Genomic DNA, 23,099 nt, shown 5'->3' on the forward strand with positions numbered 1-23,099 from the left:
GATGTACGAGACTTACTACGGGCTGTCCGCCAAGCCTTTCCAGCTGCGCCCGGACCCCCACTTCTTCTTCGGCAGCAAGGGCCACAAGCGCGCCATGGCCTACCTCGAGTACGGCCTGTCGCAGGGCGAGGGCTTCATCGTCATCACCGGTGAAGTCGGCGCCGGCAAGACCACCCTGGTGCGCAACCTGCTCAACAAGATCCCGACCGACCAGATCGTCGCCGCCCACATCGTCAACACCAGCCTCGATCCGGAAGATACCCTGCGCATGGTGGTGTCGAGCTTCGGCCTGCCGTATGAAGACGCCAGCAAGGCCGAGCTGCTCAATCGCCTGGAACAGTTCCTGCGCGGGGTCGACCGCCAGGGCAAGCGCGCCCTGCTCGTGATCGACGAAGCCCAGAACCTGAACGCGCGCACGGTCGAGGAACTGCGCATGCTGTCGAACTTCCAGACCGACGACCGCTCGCTGCTGCAGACCTTCCTGCTGGGCCAGCCGGAATTCCGCGCCACCCTGCACAGCCCCGGCATGCAGCAGCTGCGCCAGCGCGTGATCGCCAGCTACCACCTGGGACCGATGGACGCGCAGGAAACCCGCGCCTACGTCGAGCACCGCCTGGCCACGGTCGGCTGGCAGGGCGACCCCGCCTTCGACGACGGCGCGCATGCGGCGATCTTCGGCTACAGCGGCGGCATCCCGCGCAAGACCAATACCTTGATGGACCGGGTGCTCCTGATGGGCTACCTGGAAGAGATGCACGCGTTCGGCGAAGCCGACATCAGCACCGTGGTGCGCGACATCGCCGAGGAATACCAGCTGCCCGAGGTCATGGGCACGCCGGACGCCGGCGCCCTGCAGCAAGGCGAGCTGCGCACGGTCGATACCCGCATGGGCGACCGCCGCGCCGCCAGCGTGGAGGTGCTCGACGAACGCATGATGCGTCTCGAGAAGTCGATCGTCTCGGTACTGTCGATCCTGAAGAAAATCGTCGCCACGCCCCAGGGCGCGGCGGCCCAGCACATGGACAACCAGGAATGAAACCCTACGAACCCGTCGCCCGCCCCGCTCCCGCTCCGGGCGAGCGCATCAGGAATGCGATGACCTGCGACGTCGAGGACTATTTCCAGGTCTCGGCCTTCGCTCCCTACATCGACCGCGACTCCTGGCCTTCGCGCGAATGCCGGGTCGAGGCCAACATGGAACGCATCCTGGCCATCTACGAACGCCACGGCGTGAAGGCCACCTTCTTCACGCTGGGCTGGATCGCCGAGCGCTACCCAGCCATGGTGCGCAGGATCGTCGCCGCCGGCCACGAGCTGGCCAGCCACGGCTACGGCCACCTGCGCGCCTCGGACCAGAGCCGGGAACAGTTCGACAACGACATCCGATCCAGCAAGGCCCTGCTGGAAGACATCGGCGGCCAGGCCGTGCTGGGCTACCGTGCGCCGAGCTTCTCGATCGGCCACGCCAACCTGTGGGCGCTGGAGGCGCTGCAGGAAGCCGGCTACCGCTACAGCTCGAGCATCTACCCGATCGCCCACGACCACTACGGCATGCCGGATGCGCCGCGCTTCGCTTTCTACCCGCACGGCCCGGACGGCCTGCTGGAAGTCCCGGTCACCACCGTCAACATGCTGGGCCGGAACCTGCCGGCCGGCGGCGGCGGCTACTTCCGCCTGCTGCCCTACGCGCTGTCGCGCTGGATGATGCAGAAGGTGAACCGCGAAGACCGCCAGCCGGCCCTGTTCTACTTCCATCCCTGGGAACTCGACCCTGGCCAGCCGCGCCCGCAAGGGCTGGATGCCAAGTCGCGCTTCCGCCACTACGTGAACATCGAGCGCATGGAAGGCCGCCTCGAGCAGCTGGCGCGCGACTTCGCCTGGGACCGCATGGACCGCATCTTCCTCGACCAACGATAACCACCCCTGCAGCACCGACGCAAGACAACAACACCAACAAGGCATAGCACGGCATGAACTCGATCATTGAAGCGGCACAGGCCAAGCGCGCCGCCCCGGTGCTCGCCACCGGACCGCAAACCCTCCACCTCCTGCAGCCGCACGAACGCGCGCGCTGGGATGCTTTCGTACGCGCCTGCCCGGACGCGACCTTCTTCCACCTGTCGGGCTGGCAGAAGGTCATCGAAGAGTCCTTCGGCATCAAGACCTGGTTCTACTACGTCCAGCAGGACGGCCAGATCCAGGGCGTGCTGCCGCTGGCCGAAATCAAGAGCCGCCTGTTCGGCCACTCGCTGGGCGCGATGCCCTTCTGCGTGTATGGCGGCGTGGCCGCCATCGACGATGGCGCCCGCCTGCTGCTCGACGAGGCCGCCGACAAGCTGGCGCGCGAGCTGGGCGTCGGCCACCTCGAGTACCGCGGCATGACCCGCGCCCACCCGGACGACGCCAGCTGGCACACCAAGGAGCTGTACGTCACCTTCCGCAAGGAGATCAGCGCCGACGACGAGGCCAACATGAACGCCATCCCGCGCAAGCAGCGCGCCATGGTGCGCAAGGGGATCAAGCTGGGCTTGAAGGGCGTGGTCGAGGATAACGTCGACCGCATGTTCGAGGCCTATGCCAACAGCGTGCTGCGCCTGGGCACCCCGGTGTTCCCGAAAAAATACTTTGCCCTGCTGCAGCAGACCTTCGGCGACGAATGCGAAGTGCGCAGCATCTACACGGAAGACGACCGCCTGGTGGCCTCGGTGCTGTCCTTCTACTGGCGCGACGAGGTCGTGCCCTACTACGGCGGCGGCATGGACCTGGCGCGCGAAGTGGCAGGCAACGACTTCATGTACTGGAACCTGATGCAGGCTGCGGCCGCGCGCGGTTGCCGCATCTTCGACTACGGCCGCAGCAAGCTGGGCACCGGCGCCTACGATTTCAAGAAGAACTGGGGCTTCACCGCCACGCCGCTGCCCTACGAATACAAGCTGTATGCCTCGGACAAGCTGCCGGACAATAACCCGCTGAATCCGAAGTACCAGCTGTTCATCAAGATGTGGAAGAAGCTGCCGCTGCCGGTGGCGAACTTCCTCGGCCCCTATATCGTGCGCAACCTGGGATAAGACGTGGAAGACCTGCTGCTGCTGATCCACCGGATCCCCTACCCGCCCAACAAGGGCGACAAGATCCGTTCCTACCACCTGCTCAAGCACCTGGCGCGCGACTACAAGGTGCACCTGGCGACTTTCGTGGACGATCCCGACGACTGGCAGCACGTGCCGACCGTCGAGAAGATGTGCGCAAGCAGCCATTTCGCGGCCCTCAATCCGACCTTGGCCCGCGTGCGCAGCCTGGGCGCGCTGGTCAAGAAGCGCTCGCTCTCGCTCGACTACTACCGCGACGCCGGCCTGGCGCGCTGGGTCGACCAGACCGTCGCCGCCCACAGGATCCAGCGGGTGCTGGTGTTCTCGTCGGCGATGGCCCAGTACGCCGACAAGTACCCGAACGCACGCCGCGTGGTCGACTTCTGCGACGTCGACTCCGACAAGTGGCGCCAGTACGCCGACAAGAAATCCTGGCCGATGAGCTGGCTGTACCGCCACGAGGCGCGCCAGCTGCTGTCCTACGAGCGCCAGGTGGCGCGCGAATACGATGCCTCGCTGTTCGTGTCGGCGCCGGAAGCGGACCTGTTCCGCCAGCTGGCCCCCGAGAGCGATGCGCGCATCGGCTTCTTCAGCAACGGCGTCGACACCGACTACTTCTCACCCGACGCCGCCGGCCCTTCTCCCTTCAAGGACGGCGAGCAGGCCATCGTGTTCACCGGCGCCATGGACTACTGGCCGAACGTGGATGCGGTGCAGTGGTTCGCAAGCGAGGCGATGCCGCTGCTGCGCGCGCGCTTCCCCGAACTGCGCTTCTACATCGTCGGCGCCCGTCCGGCGCCAGCGGTACAGGAACTGGCGAAGCAGCCGAACATCGTGGTCACCGGCACCGTGCCGGACGTGCGCCCGTATATCAAGCATGCGCGCGCCGCGGTGGCGCCGCTGCGCATCGCGCGCGGCATCCAGAACAAGGTGCTCGAGGCGATGGCGATGGCCACGCCGGTGGTGGTGACGCCGCAGGCGCTGGAGGGCATCGAGGCCGAGCCGGGCCGCGAACTGGTGCTGGCGCAGGATGCCGCCGGTTTCGTCGAGGCGGTGGCGCAGCTGCTGGCCCGCAACGGCAACGACATGGGCCTGGCCGCACGCGCCAGGGTTGAACGCAAGTACAGCTGGCCGAGCAACCTGGCCTGCATCGGGGAGCGACTCGAATGTTCCTGAAACCTCCGCCTGGCATCGACCAGGCCGCCGCACATGCCGTACCTGGCTCTGTCCCGCTCCCGGCCGCGCAGGCGCGCGCCAGCATCGTCGCGCTGGCCGTCGCCCTGCTGGCCCCGATCCTGCTGTTCTACGGCACCGCGGCGTCGATGGTCGGGATCTGGAACAGTTCCGAGACCTTCGCCCACGGCTACGTGATCCTGCCGGTCAGCCTGTGGCTGATCTGGCGCCAGCGCGCCTGGTTCGCGCACATCCCGGCGCGTCCCTGGTGGCCGGGACTGGCGCTGATGGCCGGCGCCGGCGCGGCCTGGCTGGCCGGGCGCATGGGCGACGTCGGGGTCGTGATGCAGTACGCCTTCGTGGCGATGATGCCGCTGGCCGCGCTCACGCTGCTGGGCCCGCGCCTGGCGGCGAAATTCACCTTCCCGCTGCTGTTCCTGCTGTTCGCGGTGCCCTTCGGCGAGGTGTTCGTCGGCCCCCTGATCCAGCATACCGCCGACTTCACGGTGTGGGCGGTGCAGGCCACCGGCATCCCGGTGCTGCGCAACGGCACCCGCTTCGAGCTGCCCACCGGCAGCTGGTCGGTGGTCGAGGCCTGCAGCGGCATCCGCTACCTGATCTCCTCGATCACGCTGGGCTGCCTGTATGCCTACCTGACCTACCAGTCGAACCTGCGGCGCGCCGTCTTCATCGGCATGGCGATCGTGGTGCCGATCATCGCCAACTGGCTGCGCGCCTACGGCATCGTGATGATCGGCCATACCAGCGGCATGGAACTGGCCACCGGCGTCGACCACCTGGTCTACGGCTGGCTGTTCTTCGGCCTCATCATGTTCCTCATGTTCTGGGTCGGCAGCTACTGGCGCGAGGACGACAAGCCCGCAGTCCCGGCTGCGCCGCAGCCCGGCCACGCCACGGTCGCGGCACCGCGCGTCTCGCCTGGCCCGGCAAAGTCGCTGGTGCCGGTTGCGGTCGCCGTTGTGGCGGTCGCCGCCGCCTGGCCGGCCTTCGCGGCATTCAACGACCGCGCCAATCATGATCCGCGGCCGGTGGCGCTGTCCGTTCCGGAGCTGGCCTGGCCGGTGGCGGTGGGATTCCCGGACTGGCAGGTCGACTACATGGAGCCGGACGCACGCGTGGCACGCGCCTACCGGTCGCCCGAAGGGCGTCCGGTCCTGCTGCAGGTGCTGTACTACCGCAACCAGAACAAGCAGAAAGGCCTGATCAGCTCCGTCAACCGCCTGGCAGGTGAAAAGAGCCCCTTCCACCAGACCGCCACTAGCCAGCGCACCGAGCAAACCGGCGCCGGCCGGCTGCCGCTGCGGGAAGCCGTGCTGCACGGGCCGGGCGGACCGCTGCTGGTCTGGCAAGTGCTGTGGGTCGACGGCCGCTACACGACCAGCAATGTCGCAGGCAAGCTGCGCCAGGCGCAGGGCAAGCTGCAGTTCCGCGGCGACGACGGCGCCATGGTCGCGATCGCCGTGCCCTACGAGGGTACGGACGCGGAAGGCGCTCGCGCCACGCTGCGCGCCTTCCTCGGCCAGAACTTCGGCACCGTGGACCGCGCCCTCGTGCAGGCGCGCGGGAAATAAAGGAAGGCAGCATGCGCAACGACCTTGTCCACCTGGAGACTCCCGGCATGCAGCGCCCGCTGGTCGTGCACCTGACCTACTCGCTCGATGTCGGCGGGCTGGAAACCCTGCTGGTGGACTGCATCAACCGCATGCCGCCGGAACGCTACCGTCATGCGGTGGTCTGCCTGACGCGCTATACGGATTTCGCCAAGCGCATCACCCAGCCCGGCGTCGAGCTGTACGCGCTGGGCAAGCCGCCCGGCCTGGGGCTCGGCACCCACCTGAAGTTCTGGAAACTGATGCGCCGGCTGCGTCCGGCCATCCTGCACACCTACAACCTGTCGGCGCTCGAGTACAACTTCAGCGGCGCGCTGGCGGGCATCCCGGTGCGCATCCATGCGGAACACGGGCGCGACGCCAGCGACCCGCACGGCCTGAACCCGAAGCACAACTTCCTGCGCCGCCGCCTGGCGCCCTTCATCGACTGCTTCATCCCGGTGTCGGAAGACCTGCGCCGCTGGCTGGGCGAGAAGGTAGGAATCCCGGCGGAGCAGACCCTGTTCATCCGGAACGGCGTCGATACCGAGCGCTTCGCCGCCGCTGCCGCCAGCCAGGCCTCGCCATGGGGGCCGGACGACATCGTGATCGGCACCGTGGCGCGCATCCAGGACGTCAAGAACCACCGCGGCCTGGTCGAGGCCTTCGCCCGCCTGCGCGAACTGGAGCCGTCGCTGCGCGAGCGCCTGCGCCTGAGCATCGTCGGCGACGGTCCCCTGATGGGCGCCGTGCGCGAACAGGTGGCCAGCCTGGGCCTGCAGGAGGTGGTCTGGCTGCCCGGCGCGCGCGCCGACGTGGCGGCGCTGCTGCACGGCTTCTCGCTGTTCGCCCTGCCCTCGCTGGCCGAGGGCACGCCGGTCTCGATGCTCGAAGCGATGGCCTGCGGCTTGCCGGTGGTGGCATCGAAGGTCGGCGGCATTCCCGAGGTCGTGACCGACGGCGTCGAGGGCAGCCTGGTGCCGGTCCAGGACAGCGAGGCGCTGGCCCGGACGTTAGCGAGCTACGTGCGCGACCCGGCCCTGCGCAGGCAGCGCGGCGAAGCGGCGCGCGCACGGGTCGAAGCGGCCTTCAGCATGCGCGCCATGCTGGCGGAGTACGGCAAGCTGTACGACCGCCTGTGCCGGCAGAAGATTCGCCAGCCGGCTTGATTAAGGCGGGCTGAAGCAATTCAGAAAAAGATCAAAGAAACTTAAGGAACACCTACCATGTGCGGAATTGTCGGCATCCTGGATACCCGCGGCGCTCGCCCGATCGACCGCGAAGCGCTGCGGCGCATGAACGAAAGCCAGTTCCACCGGGGCCCCGACGAGGGCGAACTGTACCTGGAGCCGGGCCTGGGCATGGGCCACCGCCGCCTGTCGATCATCGACATCGCCACCGGCCAGCAGCCCTTCCGCAGCGCCGACGGCACCATGACCCTGGTGTTCAACGGCGAGATCTACAACTACCGCGCGCTGCGCGACGAGCTGGTGGCCCGGGGCCACGTGTTCCGCACCAAGTCGGACACCGAAGTCATCATGCAGGCGTATCAAGCCTGGGGCGAGGACTGCGTGCAGCGCCTGCGCGGCATGTTCGCCTTCGCCCTCTGGGACCGCAACAAGCAGCTGATGTTCATGGCGCGCGACCACGTCGGCGTCAAGCCGATGTTCTATTCGCTGCTGCCGAACGGCCTGTTCGTGTTCGGTTCCGAGCTGAAGTCGATCATGACCTTCCCGGAACTGTCGCGCGAGCTGAACCCGCGCGCGGTGGAGGATTACTTCGCCTACGGCTACGTACCCGAGCCGAACACGATCTACCACAACGCCTTCAAGCTCAGCCCCGGTTACTGCATCACCCTGCGCATCGGCGACACCCAGGTCAAGCCGCGCCAATACTGGGACCTGCCCTTCAAGCCGCAGCCGCAGCGCCCGCAGGCAGACATCGAGCGCGAGCTGATCGAGCGTCTGCGCGAGTGCGTGGGCAGCCAGATGGAATCCGAAGTGCCGCTCGGCGCCTTCCTGTCCGGCGGCGTCGACTCGAGCGCGGTGGTGGCGATGATGGCGCAGCAGGACACCAAGGCGGTGCAGACCTGCTCGATCGGCTTCGACGACCCGGACTACGACGAATCGGTCTACGCCAACGAGGTGGCCACGCGCTACCGCACCAACCACTTCTCGCAGATCGTCGACAAGGACGACTACGGCCTGGTCGACACCCTGGCGCGCCTGTACGACGAGCCCTTCGCCGACAGTTCGGCGATCCCGACCTACCGGGTCTGCCAGCTGGCGCGCCAGCGCGTCACGGTGGCGCTGTCGGGCGACGGCGGCGACGAAAACTTCGCCGGCTACCGCCGCTACCGCTTCGCGATGGCCGAGCAGCGGGTACGCGACAAGCTGCCCCTGGGCCTGCGCAAACCCGTGTTCGGCGCCCTGGGACGCCTGTACCCGAAAGCCGACTGGGCGCCGCGCGTGCTGCGCGCCAAGACCACCTTCGAGGCGCTGGCGCGCGACACCGTCGAGGGCTACTTCCATGGCGTCTCGCGCATGCCGGACCGCATGCGCGAGGAACTGTTCTCGGACGGCTTCAAGCGCCGCCTGCAGGGCTACAGCGCGATCGAGGTGTTCCGCGAACACGCGGCGAACGCGCCGACCGACGATCCGCTGGCGCTGATCCAGTACCTCGACTTCAAGACCTGGCTGCCGGGCGACATCCTGACCAAGGTCGACCGCGCCAGCATGGCCCATTCGCTCGAGGTGCGGGTGCCGCTGCTCGACCATACCTTCGTGGAGTGGGCGTCAAGCCTGCCGGGCGACATCAAGCTCGGCGGCGGCGAAGGCAAGTACATCTTCAAGAAGTCGCTCGAGCCCTTCCTGTCGCACGACGTGCTGTACCGCTCCAAGAAAGGCTTTTCGATCCCGCTCGCGGGCTGGCTGCGCGGACCGCTGCGCGACAAGCTGCGCGCCGCGGTGCGTTCGCCGCAGCTGCTGGACACGGGGATCTTCAACGCGGACTTCCTGAGCACGATGGCCGAGCAGCACATCGCGGCTACCCACGATCACAGCGCGGCGCTGTGGCAGGTGCTGATGTTCGAGACTTTCCTGCGGGTGAACGCGGCGTCCTGAAAAAGGCAGCCGCCAAAAACGGCGATGCCCGCATCGGCGGGCATCGGGTCTAGCTGCGGTCGTTGCCGAGCGCGCCGGAGCGCGCGCCCAAGCCCATCCGGTCGAGGTAGTAGCGGCCGATCGACAGCCAGCGCTTGCGGGTCTGGCGCAGCCAGGCCGCCGGCGGCTTGATCGGGTGCCACAGCACGTCCTTGCGGCGTCCCGCGCGCAGCCGGATGTTCATGGTTCCGAAGCTGCCGTTCTTCTCGAAACGGTCACCGGCTTCGCCGTAGTAGCGCAGGCCGCGGTCCTGCTCGCCCACGTACTTGCCGTTGCCTCCGATGTCGACCACGCTCATGCCGGCGTGCTTGAGGATGGTGGCCCACATGTTCTCGCTATGCCCGCTCCAGCCTTCGCGGTAATAGCGGTCGATGGTATCGAGCGCCTGGCCGCTGATGCGGACGAAGGTCAGGAACACCAGCCAGCTCTGCGAAGGCGTGACGTCGCCGCCGGGAGAGCGCAGCATCGAGGAATACGTCCACTCGTCGAAACCCCTGGCCAGGTGGGTCGCCAGCAGGTCGCCCTCGCGGCCGGCCAGTCCGGCGAACAGCGCGTGGGCATCGCCGGAGTACTCGACGTCGTCCTCGATCACCCAGTACTGCGCGTAGTCCGGCAGCGCCTTGCGGGCCAGCACGGCCACCAGGTCACAGTTGCCCGGGATCAGGCGGAACGGCCGCGCCGCACCCTTGTAGGGATAGGCCAGGGTGTCGATCGCGTCCGGCCCGAACACATAGTGGTCGAGCGCGATCCCGTCCAGCACCACTTTGCGCACCTCGGTGCGCGCGTCCGGCACATAGGACACCAGCGCGAAATGGAAGCCGGGCCCCAGGCGCAGGAAAGCCTCGCGGAAACGCAGCAGGCGGCGCCGCACCTTGGCCGGATCGGTGGTCTGGAACAGCAGTATTTCAGCCGGCATTCGATTCTCCTTCCTTGCCGCCGGCTTCAGGACTGGCGTCCCGGCCAGTCGCGGTACCACTCGTAGAAGCGCGCCAGGCCATCCTTGAGCGGCGTGGTCGGCGCGAAACCGACCCAGGCCCTGAGCTTGTCGATCGAGGCATGCGTGGCGGGCACGTCGCCGGCCTGCATCGGCAGGAATTCCTTGCGCGCCTCGATGCCGGTGACTTCCTCGATGCTGCGAATGAAGTCCAGCACCCGCACCGGATTGTGGTTGCCGATATTGAAGACGGTATGCGCCGCCTTGCCTTGCTCCGCCGGGGTCGGCTTGAACAGCAGCCGCACCACGCCTTCGACGATGTCGTCGATGTAGGTGAAGTCGCGCGTCAGCAGGCCTTCGGCGAACACCGGAATCGGCTCACCCTTCATCATCTTCTGGGTGAAGCTGAAATAGGCCATGTCCGGGCGGCCCCAGGGACCATAGACCGTGAAGAAGCGCAGGCCGGTGGCCGGCAGGCCGAACAGGTGGCTATAGGAATGCGCCATCAGCTCGTTCGATTTCTTGGTGGCCGCATACAGCGACACCGGTTCGTCGACCTGGTCGTCCTCGCTGAACGGAACCTTGGCATTGGCGCCGTACACGCTGCTGCTGCTCGCGTACAGCAAGTGCTCCACCTTGTGGTGGCGGCAGGCTTCGAGGATGTTACCGAAACCCACCAGGTTCGACTGCACGTAGGCGGCCGGGTTCTCCAGCGAGTAGCGCACCCCGGCCTGGGCCGCCAGGTGCACCACCAGGGTCGGGCGCACGCGCTCGAACAGCGCCTGCACTGCCGCCGCATCGGCCAGCTCGACGGTTTCGCACGCGACGCCGGCCGGGGCCAGCAGCGCGGCGACCCGGTCGTGCTTCAGGCGCGGCGTGTAGTAGTCGTTGAAATTGTCGCAGCCGACCACCTGGTGGCCCATGGCCGCCAGGCGCGCGGCGACGTGGCTGCCGACGAAGCCGGCCGCGCCCGTCACCAGGACGCGATGCGTCCCACCGATCATTGCACCGCCTTCCGGCTGACGCGCCCAATCCCTTCATAGGCCAGGCCGGCAGCGGCCACTTCGGCCGGATCGTAGATGTTGCGGCCGTCGAAGATCGCCTTGGCGCGCAGGGTCGCGGCCAGCGAGCGGAAGTCCGGCGCGCGGAATTCCTTCCATTCGGTGACCAGCACCAGCGCATCGGCGTTGTCGCATGCCGCTACCGCCGAGCTGGTGATGGTCAGGAGTTCCTCCACGCGCGAGGCGCCGTGCTCGCGCTGCAGGATGTGCAGCGCTTCCTTGCTTGCCACCGGGTCGTAGGCGCGCACGCGGCAACCCAGCGCGAACAGTTCGCGGATCAGGACCAGGCTCGGTGCTTCGCGCATGTCGTCGGTGTTCGGCTTGAACGACAGGCCCCACAGCGCGATGGTCTTGCCGCGCAGGTTATCGGTGCCGCCAAAGAAGCGGACCAGTTTCTTGAACAGGACGTTCTTCTGGGCTTCGTTGACGCGCTCGGTGGCTTCCAGCAGGTGCAGGACCTGGTCGTGTTCGGCGCCGGTCTTGACCAGGGCCTTGACGTCCTTCGGGAAGCAGGAACCGCCGTAGCCCATGCCGGCGTACAGGAACTGGGAGCCGATGCGCGGGTCGAGGCCCATGCCGTGCCGCACCGCTTCGATGTCCGCGCCCAGCCGCTCGGCCAGGTTGGCCAGCTCGTTCATGAAGCTGATGCGGGTGGCCAGCATGGCGTTGGCGGCGTACTTGGTCAGTTCGGCGCTGCGGATGTCCATCTCGACCAGTTTTTCATGGTTGCGGCTGAAGGGCGCGTACAGCTGGCGCATCAGCTTGGTCGCATCGGCGTCGTCGCTGCCCACCACGATGCGGTCGGGGCGCATGAAGTCCTCGATCGCCGCACCTTCCTTCAGGAATTCCGGGTTGCTGACCACGGTGAACGACACGGTGGAACCACGCTTGTCGATTTCGCCCTGGATGGCGGCGCGCACCTTGTCGGCGGTACCGACCGGCACGGTCGACTTGTCCACCACCACGATCGGCTTCTCGATGCGCTGGCCAATGCTGCGCGCCGCGGCCAGGATGTGGGTCAGGTCGGCGCTGCCGTCTTCGTCCGGCGGGGTGCCCACCGCCAGGAACACGACCTCGGCGTGCTGCACCGCTTCGTCGTAGCTGGTCGAGAACAGCAGGCGGCCAGCCGCGGCGTTGCGTTCAACCATGCTGTCCAGGCCCGGTTCATGGATCGGGATCACACCATTTTTAAGGGAGGCAATCTTCTGTTCGTTGACATCCAGGCAAAGAACGGTGTTGCCGACATCGGCGAAGCAGGCGCCGGAGACCAGGCCCACGTAGCCGGTTCCAATGATCGTGATCTTCATAGTGTTATCTCAGTAAGCGGGTGATGGATAAGCAGGTGATAAGCATGAAAGCGTGAAAAGCGCGTGTTGAACGGGGCGCGGAGCCAGTCCCTGCAAGGCTTCCTGTGTGCCTGAGGGGCGAGCACGATTGCCGCGTAACAATGCTTAACAGAACTTGAATTATAGTATCATGGTTGTCAAATTTTTATGGGTTGCGATTCAACCGTGCTGCCCCCCGGCAAAAAAATTCTCGTTTCCACAACACTCATATTTTCCAGCGGCCCCCCCGTAGTATCGTTGTCAACTCAGCGGTTCCGGACGCCCTCCCAAGCGACCCAAGATGAAGCTACTTACCTTTAGCACCCTGTACCCGAATACGGAGCAGCCCAGCCATGGGATCTTCGTCGAGACCCGGCTGCGTTATCTCGTTGCTAGTGGAAAAGTCGAATCGCGCGTCGTCGCGCCGGTCCCATGGTTCCCCTCGGACAATCCACGCTTCGGCCATTACGCCAAGCTGGCCCGGGTGCCTCGGACGGAAGTACGTCATGGCTTGTCGGTGGCGCACCCACGCTACGTGGTGCTGCCGCGGGTCGGCATGAATGTCACGCCTTATTTCCTGGCCCATGCAGCCAAGCGGGAAATCGGCCGCATCCTGGACGAGGGCTACGACTTCGATGCCATCGATGCCCACTATTTCTATCCGGACGGCGTGGCCGCGGTCATGCTCGGCAAGTATTTCCGCAAGCCGGTCGTGATCACTGCGCGCGGCACCGACATCAACCTCATTCCCCACTTCGCGCGTCCGCGCAAGATGATCCTGGAAGCGGCTGGCCAGGCCGACGGCATCATCACGGTGTGCCAGGCCCTGAAGGACGAGATGGTGGGGCTGGGTGTCGCGGCCGACCGCATCACGCCGCTGCGCAACGGGGTCGACCTGGAGCGCTTCCAGCCGATGGACCGGGCCGCCGCCCGCGCGCAGCTGGGCCTGACCCGCTTCACCCTGCTCTCGGTCGGCCTGCTCGACCCGCGCAAGGCGCACGACCTTACCATCCGGGCCCTGCCCGCCCTGCCCGACGTCGAGCTCCTGATCGCCGGCACCGGTCCGGAAAAGAAGAACCTCGAAAACTTGGCGCAGGAACTCGGCGTGGCCGACCGCGTGACCCTGCTGGGTCCGGTGGCCCAGACCGAACTGAAGACTTATTACAATGCCGCCGACGCGATGGTGCTGTCCTCCAGCCGCGAAGGCTGGGCCAACGTGCTGCTCGAGGCCATGGCCTGCGGCACGCCGGTGGTCGCCAGCAACGTGTGGGGCACCCCGGAAGTGGTGGCGGCGCCCGAAGCCGGCGTCCTGATGCCGGAGCGGACCCCGGAGGGCCTGGTGCAGGCCCTGACCCAGCTGCGCGCCAATTATCCCGACCATGGCGCCACCCGGCGCTATGCCGAAGGCTTCGGCTGGGAGCCGACCACCCAGGGCCAGATCGACCTGTTCGGGCGCATCCTGGCAAGAAAACAAGACATGGCAAGGAAAGCTGCGTGAAAATCCTTTATCACCACCGCACCCGCTCCAAGGACGGCCAGTACGTCCACATCGAAGAAATGATCAACGCCCTGCGCGCGCAGGGCCATGAAGTGATCATCGCCGCCCCGCCCAGCGCCGAGACCGAATCCTTCGGTTCGGACGCCGGCCCGGTGGCGCTGCTCAAGCGCTACATGCCGAAGACCTTCTACGAGCTGATGGAATTCGCCTATTCGCTGGTGGCCTACCGCCGCCTGGTGAAGGCGATCCGCGAGCACAAGCCGGATTGCATCTACGAGCGCTACAACCTGTTCCTGCCGGCCGGCATCTGGGCCGCGCGCAAGTTCAAGCTGCCCATGCTGCTCGAAGTGAATGCCCCGATCCTCGAGGAGCGGGCGCGCTATGACGGCCTGGCCCTGACCCGCCTGGCCCGCTGGTCGCAATCCTATTGCTGGCGCAATGCCGATGTCGTGCTGCCGGTCACCCAGGTGCTGGGTGACATCGTGGCTTCCTACGGCGTCGATCCCAAGCGCATCGTGGTGATCCCGAACGGCATCAACCCGGAACGCTTCGACAGCGCCCCGGACGTGCAGACCGCCAAGCGCGCGCTCGGCCTGGAAGACTACCTGGTGCTCGGCTTCACCGGCTTCGTGCGCGACTGGCACGGTCTGGACAAGGTGATCGCGCTGATCGCCCAGGATCCGCCGGAATCGCGCCGCCACCTGCTGGTGGTGGGCGACGGCCCGGTGCGCGCCGAGCTCGAGCAGCAGGCGCGCGACCTCGGCATCGAGCACCGCGTCAAGTTCACCGGCATCATCGGACGCGACGAAGTGGCGCGCTACGTGGCCGCCTTCGACATTGCCCTGCAGCCGGCCGTGGTCAGCTACGCGTCGCCCCTCAAGCTGTTCGAATACCTTGCCCTGGGCAAGGCGATCGTCGGCCCGGACCAGCCGAACATCCTGGAAATCCTGCGCGCCGACGACAATGCCGTGCTGTTCGACCCGGCCAGGCCGGACGGCCTGGCGGCCGCTGTCAAGCGCCTGTGCGAGGATGTCTCACTGCGCAGCCGGGTGGCAGCCAACGCGCGCGCCACGATTGCGCAACAGCAGCTCACCTGGCACGCGAACGCGAATCGCGTTACCGACCTGTTCAGGGGATTGTTGAGTCGTGCGTGATATCCCGCTCTTCCTTGGACTGATTCTCGTCATCCCCTTCATTTTCATCAGGCCGGTGGTCGGCGCGCTGGCCTATGCCCTGGTCAGCCTGATGAACCCGCACCGGCTGAGCTACGGTGCGGCCTACGAGTTCCAGTTCGCGCTGGTGATCTTCGTGGTCACGCTGATCAGCGTGCTGATATCGCGCGAACCGAAAAAGATCCCCTTGAGCCCTCCCGTCGTCATGCTCGGGCTGTTCTGCCTGTGGATCGTGGTGAGCTACCTGTTCGCGCTCGATCCGGAGCGGGCCTGGCTCGTGGTCGACCGGGTTTACAAGATCATGCTGATGATCTTTATCACCATCCTCACGGTGCGCACCAAGCGGGACATCCAGGCGCTGGCGCTGGTCATCGTCGTGTCGCTCGGCTTCTGGGGAGTCAAGGGCGGCGTGCACTCGATCCTGTCGGGAGGGCGTGGCGGGGTGCTCGGTCCGGCAGACAGCTTCATCAGCGACAACAATACGATCGCGCTGGCCCTGCTGGTCACCGTACCGCTCCTGGTCTACCATTTTTCGCAGTCGCGTACGAAGCTGGGCAAGCTGATTGCGCTGGGGGCGACCTTGTTGACGGTCGTCGCCACCATCGGTTCCTACTCGCGCGGGGCCTTCGTCGGCTGCGCGGCCATGACCCTGTTCCTGTGGCTGAAGTCGACGTCGAAGCTGAAGACCGGCCTGATGATCGCGGTGCTGGCTCCGGTGATGCTTCTTTCGATGCCGGAAGAATGGACCGGACGCATGAACACCATCAACAGCTACGAAGAGGACGAGTCGGCCCAGGGGCGCCTCAATGCCTGGATGTTCGCGCTGAACGTCGCGAGCCAGCACCCCCTGGGCGGAGGGCCAGGTGTTTTCTCGCCAGAGATGTTCCACAAATACGCGCCCAACCCGGATGTCTATCACGTCGCGCACAGCATCTATTTCCAGATGCTGGGCGAGCACGGCTGGTTCGGCCTGGCCCTGTTCCTGATCATGCACGCCTGTGCCTGGCGCACCGGGACCCGGGTCATCCGGCATTGCGAGAACAAGCCCGAGCTGGCCTGGGCATCGATGCTGGCGCGCATGTGCCAGGTCAGCCAGATCGGCTACCTGGTGGCCGGTGCCTTCTTGACCCTGGCCTATTACGACCTGGCCTACTACGTGATGGCGATCGTGATCACGCTGGACAAGGTGCTGATCAGGATGCCCCCTGCCGACGATACGCCGCCCATCCGTCTGCCGTTCGGGAAGCGCCGGGCGGTGCCGGGGCCCTTGAAGGCGCCCGGCTGAACAATCAGACGAGCACTTCCAGGGCCGCCGGATGGCCCAGGAAGTTGGCCGGGCTGGCGCTGGGACCATAGGCGCCGGACTGGAACACGACGATCAGGTCGCCTTCCTCGGCATGGGCCAGGTCGAGCCGGTCGGCCAGGATGTCGAGCGGCGTGCACAGCGGTCCGGTCACCGAGGCCGGACCGGTCTGCTCCGGGTTCATGCGGTTGCCCACGGCCACCGGATAATTCTTGCGGATGACCTGCCCCAGGTTGCCCGAGGCGGCCAGGTGGTGGTGCATGCCGCCGTCGGTCACCAGGAACACTTCCCCGCGCGAGAGCTTGCGGTCCAGCACCCGCGCGACATAGATCCCGCACTCTCCCACCAGGTAGCGTCCCATTTCCAGGGCGAGGCGTGCCTGCGGCAGGCCGGATTGCAGGCGCGGCAGCCAGCCTGCCAGCTGTTCGCCGATCGGCGCGATGTCGAGCCGCGCCTCGCCCGGGAAATACGGGATCCCGAAGCCGCTGCCGATGTTCAGCTGGCGCACCGCGAGCGGGCTGTCCCCGGCCAGGCGCAGCGCCAGCTCCAGGCTCTGCGATTGCGCCTCGACGATGGCCTCGGGGCGCAGGCTCTGCGAGCCGCTGAAGATGTGGAAGCCCTGGAAGTCCAGGCCCAGGCTTGCCACCTGGCGCAGCAGCGCCGGCGCCTGCTCGGCGTCGATGCCGAACGGCTTGGCGCCGCCGCCCATCCGCATGCCCGAGGATTTCAGTTCGAAGTCCGGGTTGATGCGCAGCGCCACCCGCGGCGCGATGCCGAGGGCCTCGCCCAGGCGCGCCACGCAGGCCAGCTCGCGCGCCGATTCGAGGTTGATGCAGACCCCGGCCGCGATGCCCTGCGCCAGTTCGGCCTCGGTCTTGGCCGGGCCGGCAAAGCTGATGTGGCCCGGCGCCATGCCGGCATCCAGGGCAGTGCGCAGTTCGTTCGACGAGGCTACATCCAGGCCGTCGACCAGGCCGGCCAGGTGCTGCACCAGGGCCGGCATCGGATTGGCCTTGACCGAATAATGCAGGCCGACCGCTTCCGGCAGCTGGGTGCGCAGCTCGCGCACCCGCGCCGTGCACAGCGCACGGTCATAGGCGAAGAAGGGGGTGCGGCCGACCCGCTGCGCGAGCCGGGTCAGCGGGATGCCGCCGACCTGGAGCTCGCCGTCGACGACGGGAAAATGGATCTGGGGCGCGTGGCGCGGTTTGGCGGTGCTCATGGTGTTGCCTGTGCTTCGGTATAAAGGGTCTGGCGCAGCAGCTTGCGGTCGATCTTGCCGTTCGGGTTGCGCGGCAAGCCGTCGCCCTGCAGCTTGACGAGGTCCGGCGCCGGCAACATGTAGGCCGGCAGGCGGCGCCGGCATTCCGCCAGCAAGGTCGCCGGATCGAAGGCGTCGGGGTCGGCCACCTGCGCGACCAGTGCGATCGCCTGGCCGAGCTGGCCGTCGTCGACGCCGAAGGCGGCCGCTTCCAGCACCATGCCGGTGGCCTGCACCACGCTTTCGATCTCGGTCGGGCTGATGCGGTAGCCGGACACCTTGATCATCTCGTCGCTGCGGCCGATGAAATACAAATAGCCTTCGCTGTCGCGGCGCACGGTGTCGCCGGACCACACCGCCAGTTCCGGCAGCGGCAGGCCGGCTTCGCGGCCGGGGGCCGGACGGAAGCGCTGCGCGGTGCGCTGCGGGTCGTTCCAGTAACCCATGGCCACCAGCGCGCCGCGGTGCACCAGCTCGCCGGGCTCGTCGTCGTCGCAGAGGCTGCCGTCGGGACGCACCACCAGCACCTCGGCATTCGGGATCGCCTTGCCCATCGAGTCCGGCCGGCGCTCCAGTTCGGACGGCGGCAGGTAGGTCGAGCGGAAGGCCTCGGTCAGCCCGTACATCAGGAAGATCTGGGTAGACGGCAGGCGCCCGCGCAGGGCCTCGACCGTGACCGGCGGCATGGCGCCGCCCGAATTGGTGATGAAGCGCAGGCTGCAGCCGGCCGGCCATTCCAGGCGTGCCAGCGCGTTCCACAGCGGCGGCACCGCCGCCAGCCCGGTGATGCGCTCGCTCGCCACCATGGCCACGATGTCCTTCGGGAACAGGTAGTTCATTAGCACCACGCTGGCGCCGCGCAAGAAGGCCGTGGTCAGCTGGCTCAGGCCATAATCAAAGCTGAGCGGCAGCACCGACAGGATGCGGTCGCTCGCGCGCAGGTCCAGGTAACTCGCCACGCTGGCGGCGCCGGCCACCAGGTTACGGTGCGACAGCACCACGCCCTTGGGCGCACCGGTGCTGCCGGAGGTATACAGGATGGCCGCCATGTCGGCATCGATGCGGCGCGCCGCCGTCGGGTCGAAGGCGCCGGCCGCGCAGGCCGTCACGGCGTTCCAGTCCAGGGTGCGCAGGGCCGTTCCCGGCGCACCCTGCGCATCGGCTTCGGCCAGGAGCACGGTTTCCAGATCGGGGCAGGCCTCCAGCGCCGGCGCCAGGCTGGCCAGCCGGTCGGCCGTGGTGGCGAGCAGGCGCACGTTGCAGTCGGCCAGGATGTAGGCCACCTGCTCCGGCTTGAGCAGCGGATTGACGGGAACGAACACGCAGCCGGCGGCGGCGGCGCCGAACATCGCCGCCACGTTCTCGATGCGCTTTTCCATATAGACGGCCACGCGCGTGCCGGGCGCCAGGCCCTGCTCGCGCAGCAGCAGCGCGACCGACGCGACCAGGCCGGCCAGGTCCGCATAGCTGCAGCGCCGCGCGCCGTAGGCCAGGGCCGCGGCATCGGGCGTGCGCCGTGCGGCCTCGAAAATGCTGTCGTGGATCAGAGTGTTCATCAATGCCTTGTTGTTCCGCCCGGCTGGACGCTGCGGGCAGGCGCCATCTTACCAGTTCACGCCAGGCAAGTCCCGGCCGCCCGGCACACGCTATCCGACGCGTTGCCGGAGATAACGCATGTTATATTTAATGCATGTCGACAATAGATCACCAGGCGCCCCCGCACCGGGCACTGCCTTCCGTTCCCGTCCTGTCGCCGGCCTCCTTCTTCCAGCGCGGCGGCGCATCCCTTCCCAGCCTGCTCGATGCGGCTGCGGTGCGCATGGTGACGAGCGGACGCATCGCGATCGGCCTGGCCTTGCGCGAGATGGGCGTGGGCCCGGGCCACACCGTGCTGGTGCCGGCCTATCACAGCCCCTCGATGATCCCGCCGGTGCACTGGTGCGGCGCCTCCGTCGTGTTCTACCGGGTGCGCCCGGACAGCACCATCGACCTCGAGGACATCGCCGCCAAACTCGACGGCAGCGTGAAAGCGGTCATGGCGACCCATTTCTTCGGTTTTCCCCAGGACCTGCGCGGGCTGCGCGCCCTGTGCGACGTACACGGCGCCATGCTGCTGGAAGACTGCGCGCATGCCTTCTTCGGCCACCATGCGGGCACCCCGGTCGGCAGCACCGGCGACTACGCGATCGGCAGCAGCATGAAGTTCTATCCGATCTACGAGGGCGGGTGCCTGGTGTCGCACCGCCGCCCCCTTGGCATTCCCCTGCGTTCGGCCGGCCTTGGCTTCGAGGCCAAGGCCGCGCTGGCGGCGCTCGAGATGGCCTTTGCCCATGGCCGCCTGCCGGCCTTGCGCCTGGCGCTGTCGCTGCCGCTGCGCCTCAAGAGCGCGCTCTGGAATGCCCTCAAGTCGCGCCGCCCTACGGGTGAAGCCGCGCCGGCCCTTGCCCCGGACTCCTCGGACAGCAGCTACAACTTCGACCCGCGCTGGCTCGACAAGCGCTCCTCGCTGTTTTCGCGCCTGAGCGTGCGCCTGGCGTCGCGCGCGCGCATCGTCGCGCTGCGCCGCCGCCATTACCTGCAGCTCCAGCAGGCCCTCGACGGGCTGCCGGGCTGCCGGCCCCTGCACCCGACGCTGCCCGAGGGCGCATGTCCCTGGATCTTCCCGCTGCTGGTGGACCAGGCCGACGCGGTGGCGGCCAGCCTGCAGGCGGCCGGCGTGCCGATGGTGCGCTTCGGTGCGAGCCTGTGGCCCGGCGTCGACGCCGCCACCTGCGCCAACAGCATGGCGCTGGGACGCCAGCTGATCGGCCTGCCCTGCCACCAGGAACTGCGCGCGGACGAACTCGATCGGCTGCGCGACGCCCTCCGGCGCGCACTCGGCGCCACACCGGCATTGGCGGCATGAGCTGGACCGTCGTTCCCGCGTCCCGGTTCGGCGACCACCTTCCCCGCTGGCAGGCGCTGCATGCCGACTGCGGCGGCTCGCCCCTGCTGGCGGCCGACTTCCTGGCGGCCGCGCTGGACACCCTCGGCAGCGGAGAAGAACTGCTGGCCTGGTACGAAGAGGCCGGCCTTACCCGCGTCATGACCGTCGTGGCGCCCGCCGGCCCGGGCCGCTGGGCCACCTTCCAGCCTTCGCAGGCGCCGGTCGGCTTCTGGCTGCAGCGCGATGCCGGCTCGCCGGAGCCTTATATTCCCGGCCTGCTGCGCGTCCTGCCCGGCGCCGCCCTGGTGCTCGGCATCACCCAGTGCGACCCGATGCTGTTGCCGCGGCCGGCCGCCAGCGCCCGCACGCGCACCCTCGACTACATCGAGACGGCCCGCATCAGCCTGGCGCCCGGCTTCGAGGCCTACTGGAATGCGCGCGGCAAGAACCTGCGCAGCAACCTCAAGAAACAGCGCAAGCGCCTGCAGCAGGAAGGCTGCGCCACCCGCCTGCAGGTCCTGCGGGCGCCGGAGGAGATGGCGGCGGCGGTGCGCGACTACGGCATGCTGGAAACGCAGGGCTGGAAAGGCGCCGCCGGCAGCGCGGTGCGCGGCGACGACGCGCAGGGCCGATTCTACCGGGCCATGCTGGAAGCCTTTGCCCGGCGCGGCGCAGCGCGCGTCTACCGTTACTTCATCGGCGACCGGCTGGCGGCCATGGACCTGTGCGTCGAAGGCGGCGGCTGCGTGGTCGTGCTCAAGACCGCCTATGACGAAAGCCTCGGCGGCACGCTGTCGCCGGCGCTCCTGATGCGCGAGGAAGCCTGCCGCGACATTTTCGAGGACGGCCGTTTCGAACGGATCGAGTTCTACGGACGGGTGATGGAATGGCACCTGCGCTGGACCGACGAGATCCGGACCATGTACCACCTGAACAGCTACCGCTGGCCGCTGCTGGCGCGCCTGCATGCGCTGGCGGCGCGGCGGCAGCGCCCGAGTGCGGTTCGCGAGGCCGGATAACGCCCGCGCTCAACCCAGCATCTGCTTCAATGCCGGGGTTTCCAGCTCTTGCTGCAGCCTGGGCCGGGTAAGGGCGATCATGTCCCGCAACTGCGACAGGCTCGCGAACTGGCCGCCCAGTTCGTCGCGGAACCAGCTGCAGAAGTCATGCACGGTCGCGATGAAGCGCTCCAGGTCAGCCGCGCTGCGGACATAAGGCGTATGGCCGACCGCCATCGACGGACTGTGATATGTCAGTGTGAATACTTCGCAGCCGCCGCCGTGCAGGGTCGCGGCCAGGCGCCGCATTTCGGCGCCGCTCGCCACTTCGGGGCTGAGGCGGATACGCTCGAGTGCGCGTACATGCGCCAGCATGCCCCCCATCCGGGCACGGCGCGCCAGCGGTTGCTGCGCCAGTTCATAGAGTGGCCTGCCCAGTGCGCGCAGCCAGCCGGCATAACCGGTCGTGACCGGCACTTCGAGCAGTTCGCGCCGGCCGGCCTCGAACCAGTAGGGATGCTCGTCATGTTCCCGGAAATCGGGACCGCTGTCATAGGCGAACGACGTGTACGGCACCACGCTGGTGTCGATGGCATAGCCCAGGGACGCGATCGACTCGGCCGTGTGGGGACCAAGCCCATAGCGGCCCGCCTTGAACGCGAGCGGCACGTGGCCGAAGGAGTCGCCGATCGCCTCGGTCAGCCTGCGCAGCTTTTCGTATTCCAGCTCGCGCGGCAGATTGCCAGCATAGGAATTGAAGCGCGTAACCTGCTCGACGTGCGGCGGGGATACCCAAGGATGCAGGTGGGCGCCGATGTCACAGCGTCCCTCCTCCATCAGGCGTCGCAGCGTCGACGCCGAGGCCGGCGCCGTGGTGACCGGCCAGTCGCACATGTAGGTGGGGACGATGCCGAACTTGTCGAACACCCGCTCGTGCATCAGGGGCTGGCCTGCGATCGAGGTAGTGCCGACATTGACCCGGTCGAAGGGGCGATCCCAGGCAAACTCCTCCTCGGCATCCACGACCACGACCAGCACCGGAGGGGAGCCGGATGGCAGGCAGGCCCGGATACGGTTCTCCTTTCCTAGCATGGAAGCAGATCCTGTCCATGACCAGGGCGCCGCTTCACGTCGGCATGGCGCGCGCCCCGCATGCTGGAAGCAGCGTTCCCGGCGAGGGCGGGAAGCACATCGCCATGTCGTACAAGAGCGTGATAGGGAAAACCTTTGCCGGAGAGTGACACGTTTCTCGCCTTATGCGGTTGAGCGCAGCAGCCCATGCTGCTCGCTGTATTTCCATCTTAACACATCGATCTTGTTGCTCAGCGCACAACAAGAACAGGGCCGGATTGGCAAGCGGCGGGAAAAACAGGAAAACTTCGCTGATCGAAAACAGGTTTTTATTTAATCAAAAATAAATAATATAATCTTTGCCTGATCTTTTAACCTTAGGAAACTTTTTCATTCATGCTACAGGCCTTTACTGATTATCCACATTAATCATCCATCTAGCTGGCCGCGTATCCTTTTTTTCAACACAAACGTCAATATATGACCATTTAAGTGCCTGAATATAAAAGAATTTGTT

The 23,099-nt window shown here is 67.0% G+C and carries 18 protein-coding genes; 12 read left to right on the forward strand and 6 right to left on the reverse strand.

The window, feature by feature from the left end; all coding sequences use genetic code 11:
- The first annotated feature begins 1 nt into the window (after position 1).
- The 7 genes from ACK6C6_RS19610 to ACK6C6_RS19640 are packed head-to-tail and all read left to right on the forward strand — an operon-like array spanning position 2 to position 8,994.
- A complete protein-coding gene (locus ACK6C6_RS19610; protein WP_409268856.1) occupies positions 2–1,036 on the forward strand; it encodes an XrtA/PEP-CTERM system-associated ATPase in 1,035 nt (344 codons plus the stop codon).
- Complete coding sequence (locus ACK6C6_RS19615; protein WP_209589477.1) at positions 1,033–1,917, forward strand: XrtA system polysaccharide deacetylase; 885 nt, start codon at positions 1,033–1,035, stop codon at positions 1,915–1,917. The genes ACK6C6_RS19610 and ACK6C6_RS19615 overlap by 4 nt, the downstream gene beginning before the upstream one ends.
- Before the next feature lie 53 nt (positions 1,918–1,970).
- Positions 1,971–3,068, forward strand: a complete 1,098-nt coding sequence (locus ACK6C6_RS19620; RefSeq protein ID WP_209589476.1) for a FemAB family XrtA/PEP-CTERM system-associated protein — start codon at positions 1,971–1,973, stop codon at positions 3,066–3,068.
- Positions 3,069–3,071: 3 nt separating this feature from the next.
- Positions 3,072–4,265, forward strand: coding sequence for a TIGR03087 family PEP-CTERM/XrtA system glycosyltransferase (locus ACK6C6_RS19625; RefSeq protein WP_409268858.1), 1,194 nt, complete (start codon positions 3,072–3,074; stop codon positions 4,263–4,265).
- Entirely contained in the window at positions 4,256–5,854 is a 1,599-nt protein-coding gene (gene xrtA / locus ACK6C6_RS19630; protein WP_409268859.1) for an exosortase A, read from the forward strand. The genes ACK6C6_RS19625 and xrtA overlap by 10 nt, the downstream gene beginning before the upstream one ends.
- A gap of 11 nt (positions 5,855–5,865) precedes the next feature.
- On the forward strand, positions 5,866–7,041 hold the full coding sequence (locus tag ACK6C6_RS19635; protein WP_409268861.1) for a TIGR03088 family PEP-CTERM/XrtA system glycosyltransferase: 1,176 nt from the start codon (positions 5,866–5,868) through the stop codon (positions 7,039–7,041).
- 57 nt (positions 7,042–7,098) lie between these two features.
- On the forward strand, positions 7,099–8,994 hold the full coding sequence (locus tag ACK6C6_RS19640) for an XrtA/PEP-CTERM system amidotransferase (RefSeq protein WP_409268863.1): 1,896 nt from the start codon (positions 7,099–7,101) through the stop codon (positions 8,992–8,994).
- A 49-nt stretch (positions 8,995–9,043) separates the two neighbouring features.
- On the opposite strand, the gene ACK6C6_RS19645 is transcribed toward ACK6C6_RS19640, so the two are convergent.
- Genes ACK6C6_RS19645 through ACK6C6_RS19655 form a run of 3 tightly spaced genes read right to left on the reverse strand, consistent with a single transcriptional unit; the run spans position 9,044 to position 12,335 of the window.
- The gene (locus ACK6C6_RS19645) at positions 9,044–9,949 is read right to left on the reverse strand and encodes a hypothetical protein (RefSeq protein ID WP_409268865.1); all 906 of its coding nucleotides are present in this window, start codon (positions 9,947–9,949) and stop codon (positions 9,044–9,046) included.
- A 26-nt stretch (positions 9,950–9,975) separates the two neighbouring features.
- Positions 9,976–10,971, reverse strand: coding sequence for an NAD-dependent epimerase/dehydratase family protein (locus tag ACK6C6_RS19650; RefSeq protein ID WP_209589471.1), 996 nt, complete (start codon positions 10,969–10,971; stop codon positions 9,976–9,978).
- Positions 10,968–12,335, reverse strand: coding sequence for a UDP-glucose dehydrogenase family protein (locus tag ACK6C6_RS19655; RefSeq protein ID WP_409268866.1), 1,368 nt, complete (start codon positions 12,333–12,335; stop codon positions 10,968–10,970). Before ACK6C6_RS19655 ends, ACK6C6_RS19650 begins: the two co-directional genes overlap by 4 nt.
- 319 nt (positions 12,336–12,654) lie before the next feature.
- Between ACK6C6_RS19655 and ACK6C6_RS19660 the strand changes: the two genes are divergently transcribed.
- The 3 genes from ACK6C6_RS19660 to ACK6C6_RS19670 are packed head-to-tail and all read left to right on the forward strand — an operon-like array spanning position 12,655 to position 16,308.
- Positions 12,655–13,851 (forward strand): glycosyltransferase family 4 protein, encoded by a 1,197-nt coding sequence (locus ACK6C6_RS19660; protein ID WP_209589469.1) that lies wholly within the window; start codon positions 12,655–12,657, stop codon positions 13,849–13,851.
- Positions 13,848–15,005, forward strand: coding sequence for a glycosyltransferase family 4 protein (locus ACK6C6_RS19665; RefSeq protein ID WP_409268867.1), 1,158 nt, complete (start codon positions 13,848–13,850; stop codon positions 15,003–15,005). Before ACK6C6_RS19660 ends, ACK6C6_RS19665 begins: the two co-directional genes overlap by 4 nt.
- Positions 14,998–16,308, forward strand: coding sequence for a putative O-glycosylation ligase, exosortase A system-associated (locus ACK6C6_RS19670; RefSeq protein ID WP_209589467.1), 1,311 nt, complete (start codon positions 14,998–15,000; stop codon positions 16,306–16,308). Before ACK6C6_RS19665 ends, ACK6C6_RS19670 begins: the two co-directional genes overlap by 8 nt.
- 4 nt (positions 16,309–16,312) lie before the next feature.
- On the opposite strand, the gene ACK6C6_RS19675 is transcribed toward ACK6C6_RS19670, so the two are convergent.
- Both ACK6C6_RS19675 and ACK6C6_RS19680 read right to left on the reverse strand, forming a co-directional pair.
- Positions 16,313–17,548 (reverse strand): pyridoxal-dependent decarboxylase, exosortase A system-associated, encoded by a 1,236-nt coding sequence (locus ACK6C6_RS19675; RefSeq protein ID WP_409268869.1) that lies wholly within the window; start codon positions 17,546–17,548, stop codon positions 16,313–16,315.
- On the reverse strand, positions 17,545–19,143 hold the full coding sequence (locus tag ACK6C6_RS19680; RefSeq protein ID WP_409268870.1) for an acyl-CoA ligase (AMP-forming), exosortase A system-associated: 1,599 nt from the start codon (positions 19,141–19,143) through the stop codon (positions 17,545–17,547). The genes ACK6C6_RS19675 and ACK6C6_RS19680 overlap by 4 nt, the downstream gene beginning before the upstream one ends.
- Positions 19,144–19,277: 134 nt before the next feature.
- On the opposite strand from ACK6C6_RS19680, the gene ACK6C6_RS19685 reads away from it, so the two are divergent.
- The gene (locus tag ACK6C6_RS19685; RefSeq protein WP_409268871.1) at positions 19,278–20,492 is read left to right on the forward strand and encodes an aminotransferase class I/II-fold pyridoxal phosphate-dependent enzyme; all 1,215 of its coding nucleotides are present in this window, start codon (positions 19,278–19,280) and stop codon (positions 20,490–20,492) included.
- Positions 20,489–21,532 (forward strand): GNAT family N-acetyltransferase, encoded by a 1,044-nt coding sequence (locus tag ACK6C6_RS19690; RefSeq protein ID WP_209589463.1) that lies wholly within the window; start codon positions 20,489–20,491, stop codon positions 21,530–21,532. Before ACK6C6_RS19685 ends, ACK6C6_RS19690 begins: the two co-directional genes overlap by 4 nt.
- Before the next feature lie 9 nt (positions 21,533–21,541).
- Here the strand turns inward: ACK6C6_RS19690 and ACK6C6_RS19695 are convergent, their stop codons facing one another.
- Complete coding sequence (locus ACK6C6_RS19695; RefSeq protein WP_209589462.1) at positions 21,542–22,603, reverse strand: polysaccharide deacetylase family protein; 1,062 nt, start codon at positions 22,601–22,603, stop codon at positions 21,542–21,544.
- Between the last annotated feature and the right edge of the window lie 496 nt (positions 22,604–23,099).

It is taken from the genome of Massilia sp. BHUDP2 (assembly GCF_046236355.1).
Lineage (GTDB): Bacteria > Pseudomonadota > Gammaproteobacteria > Burkholderiales > Burkholderiaceae_D > Telluria > Telluria varians.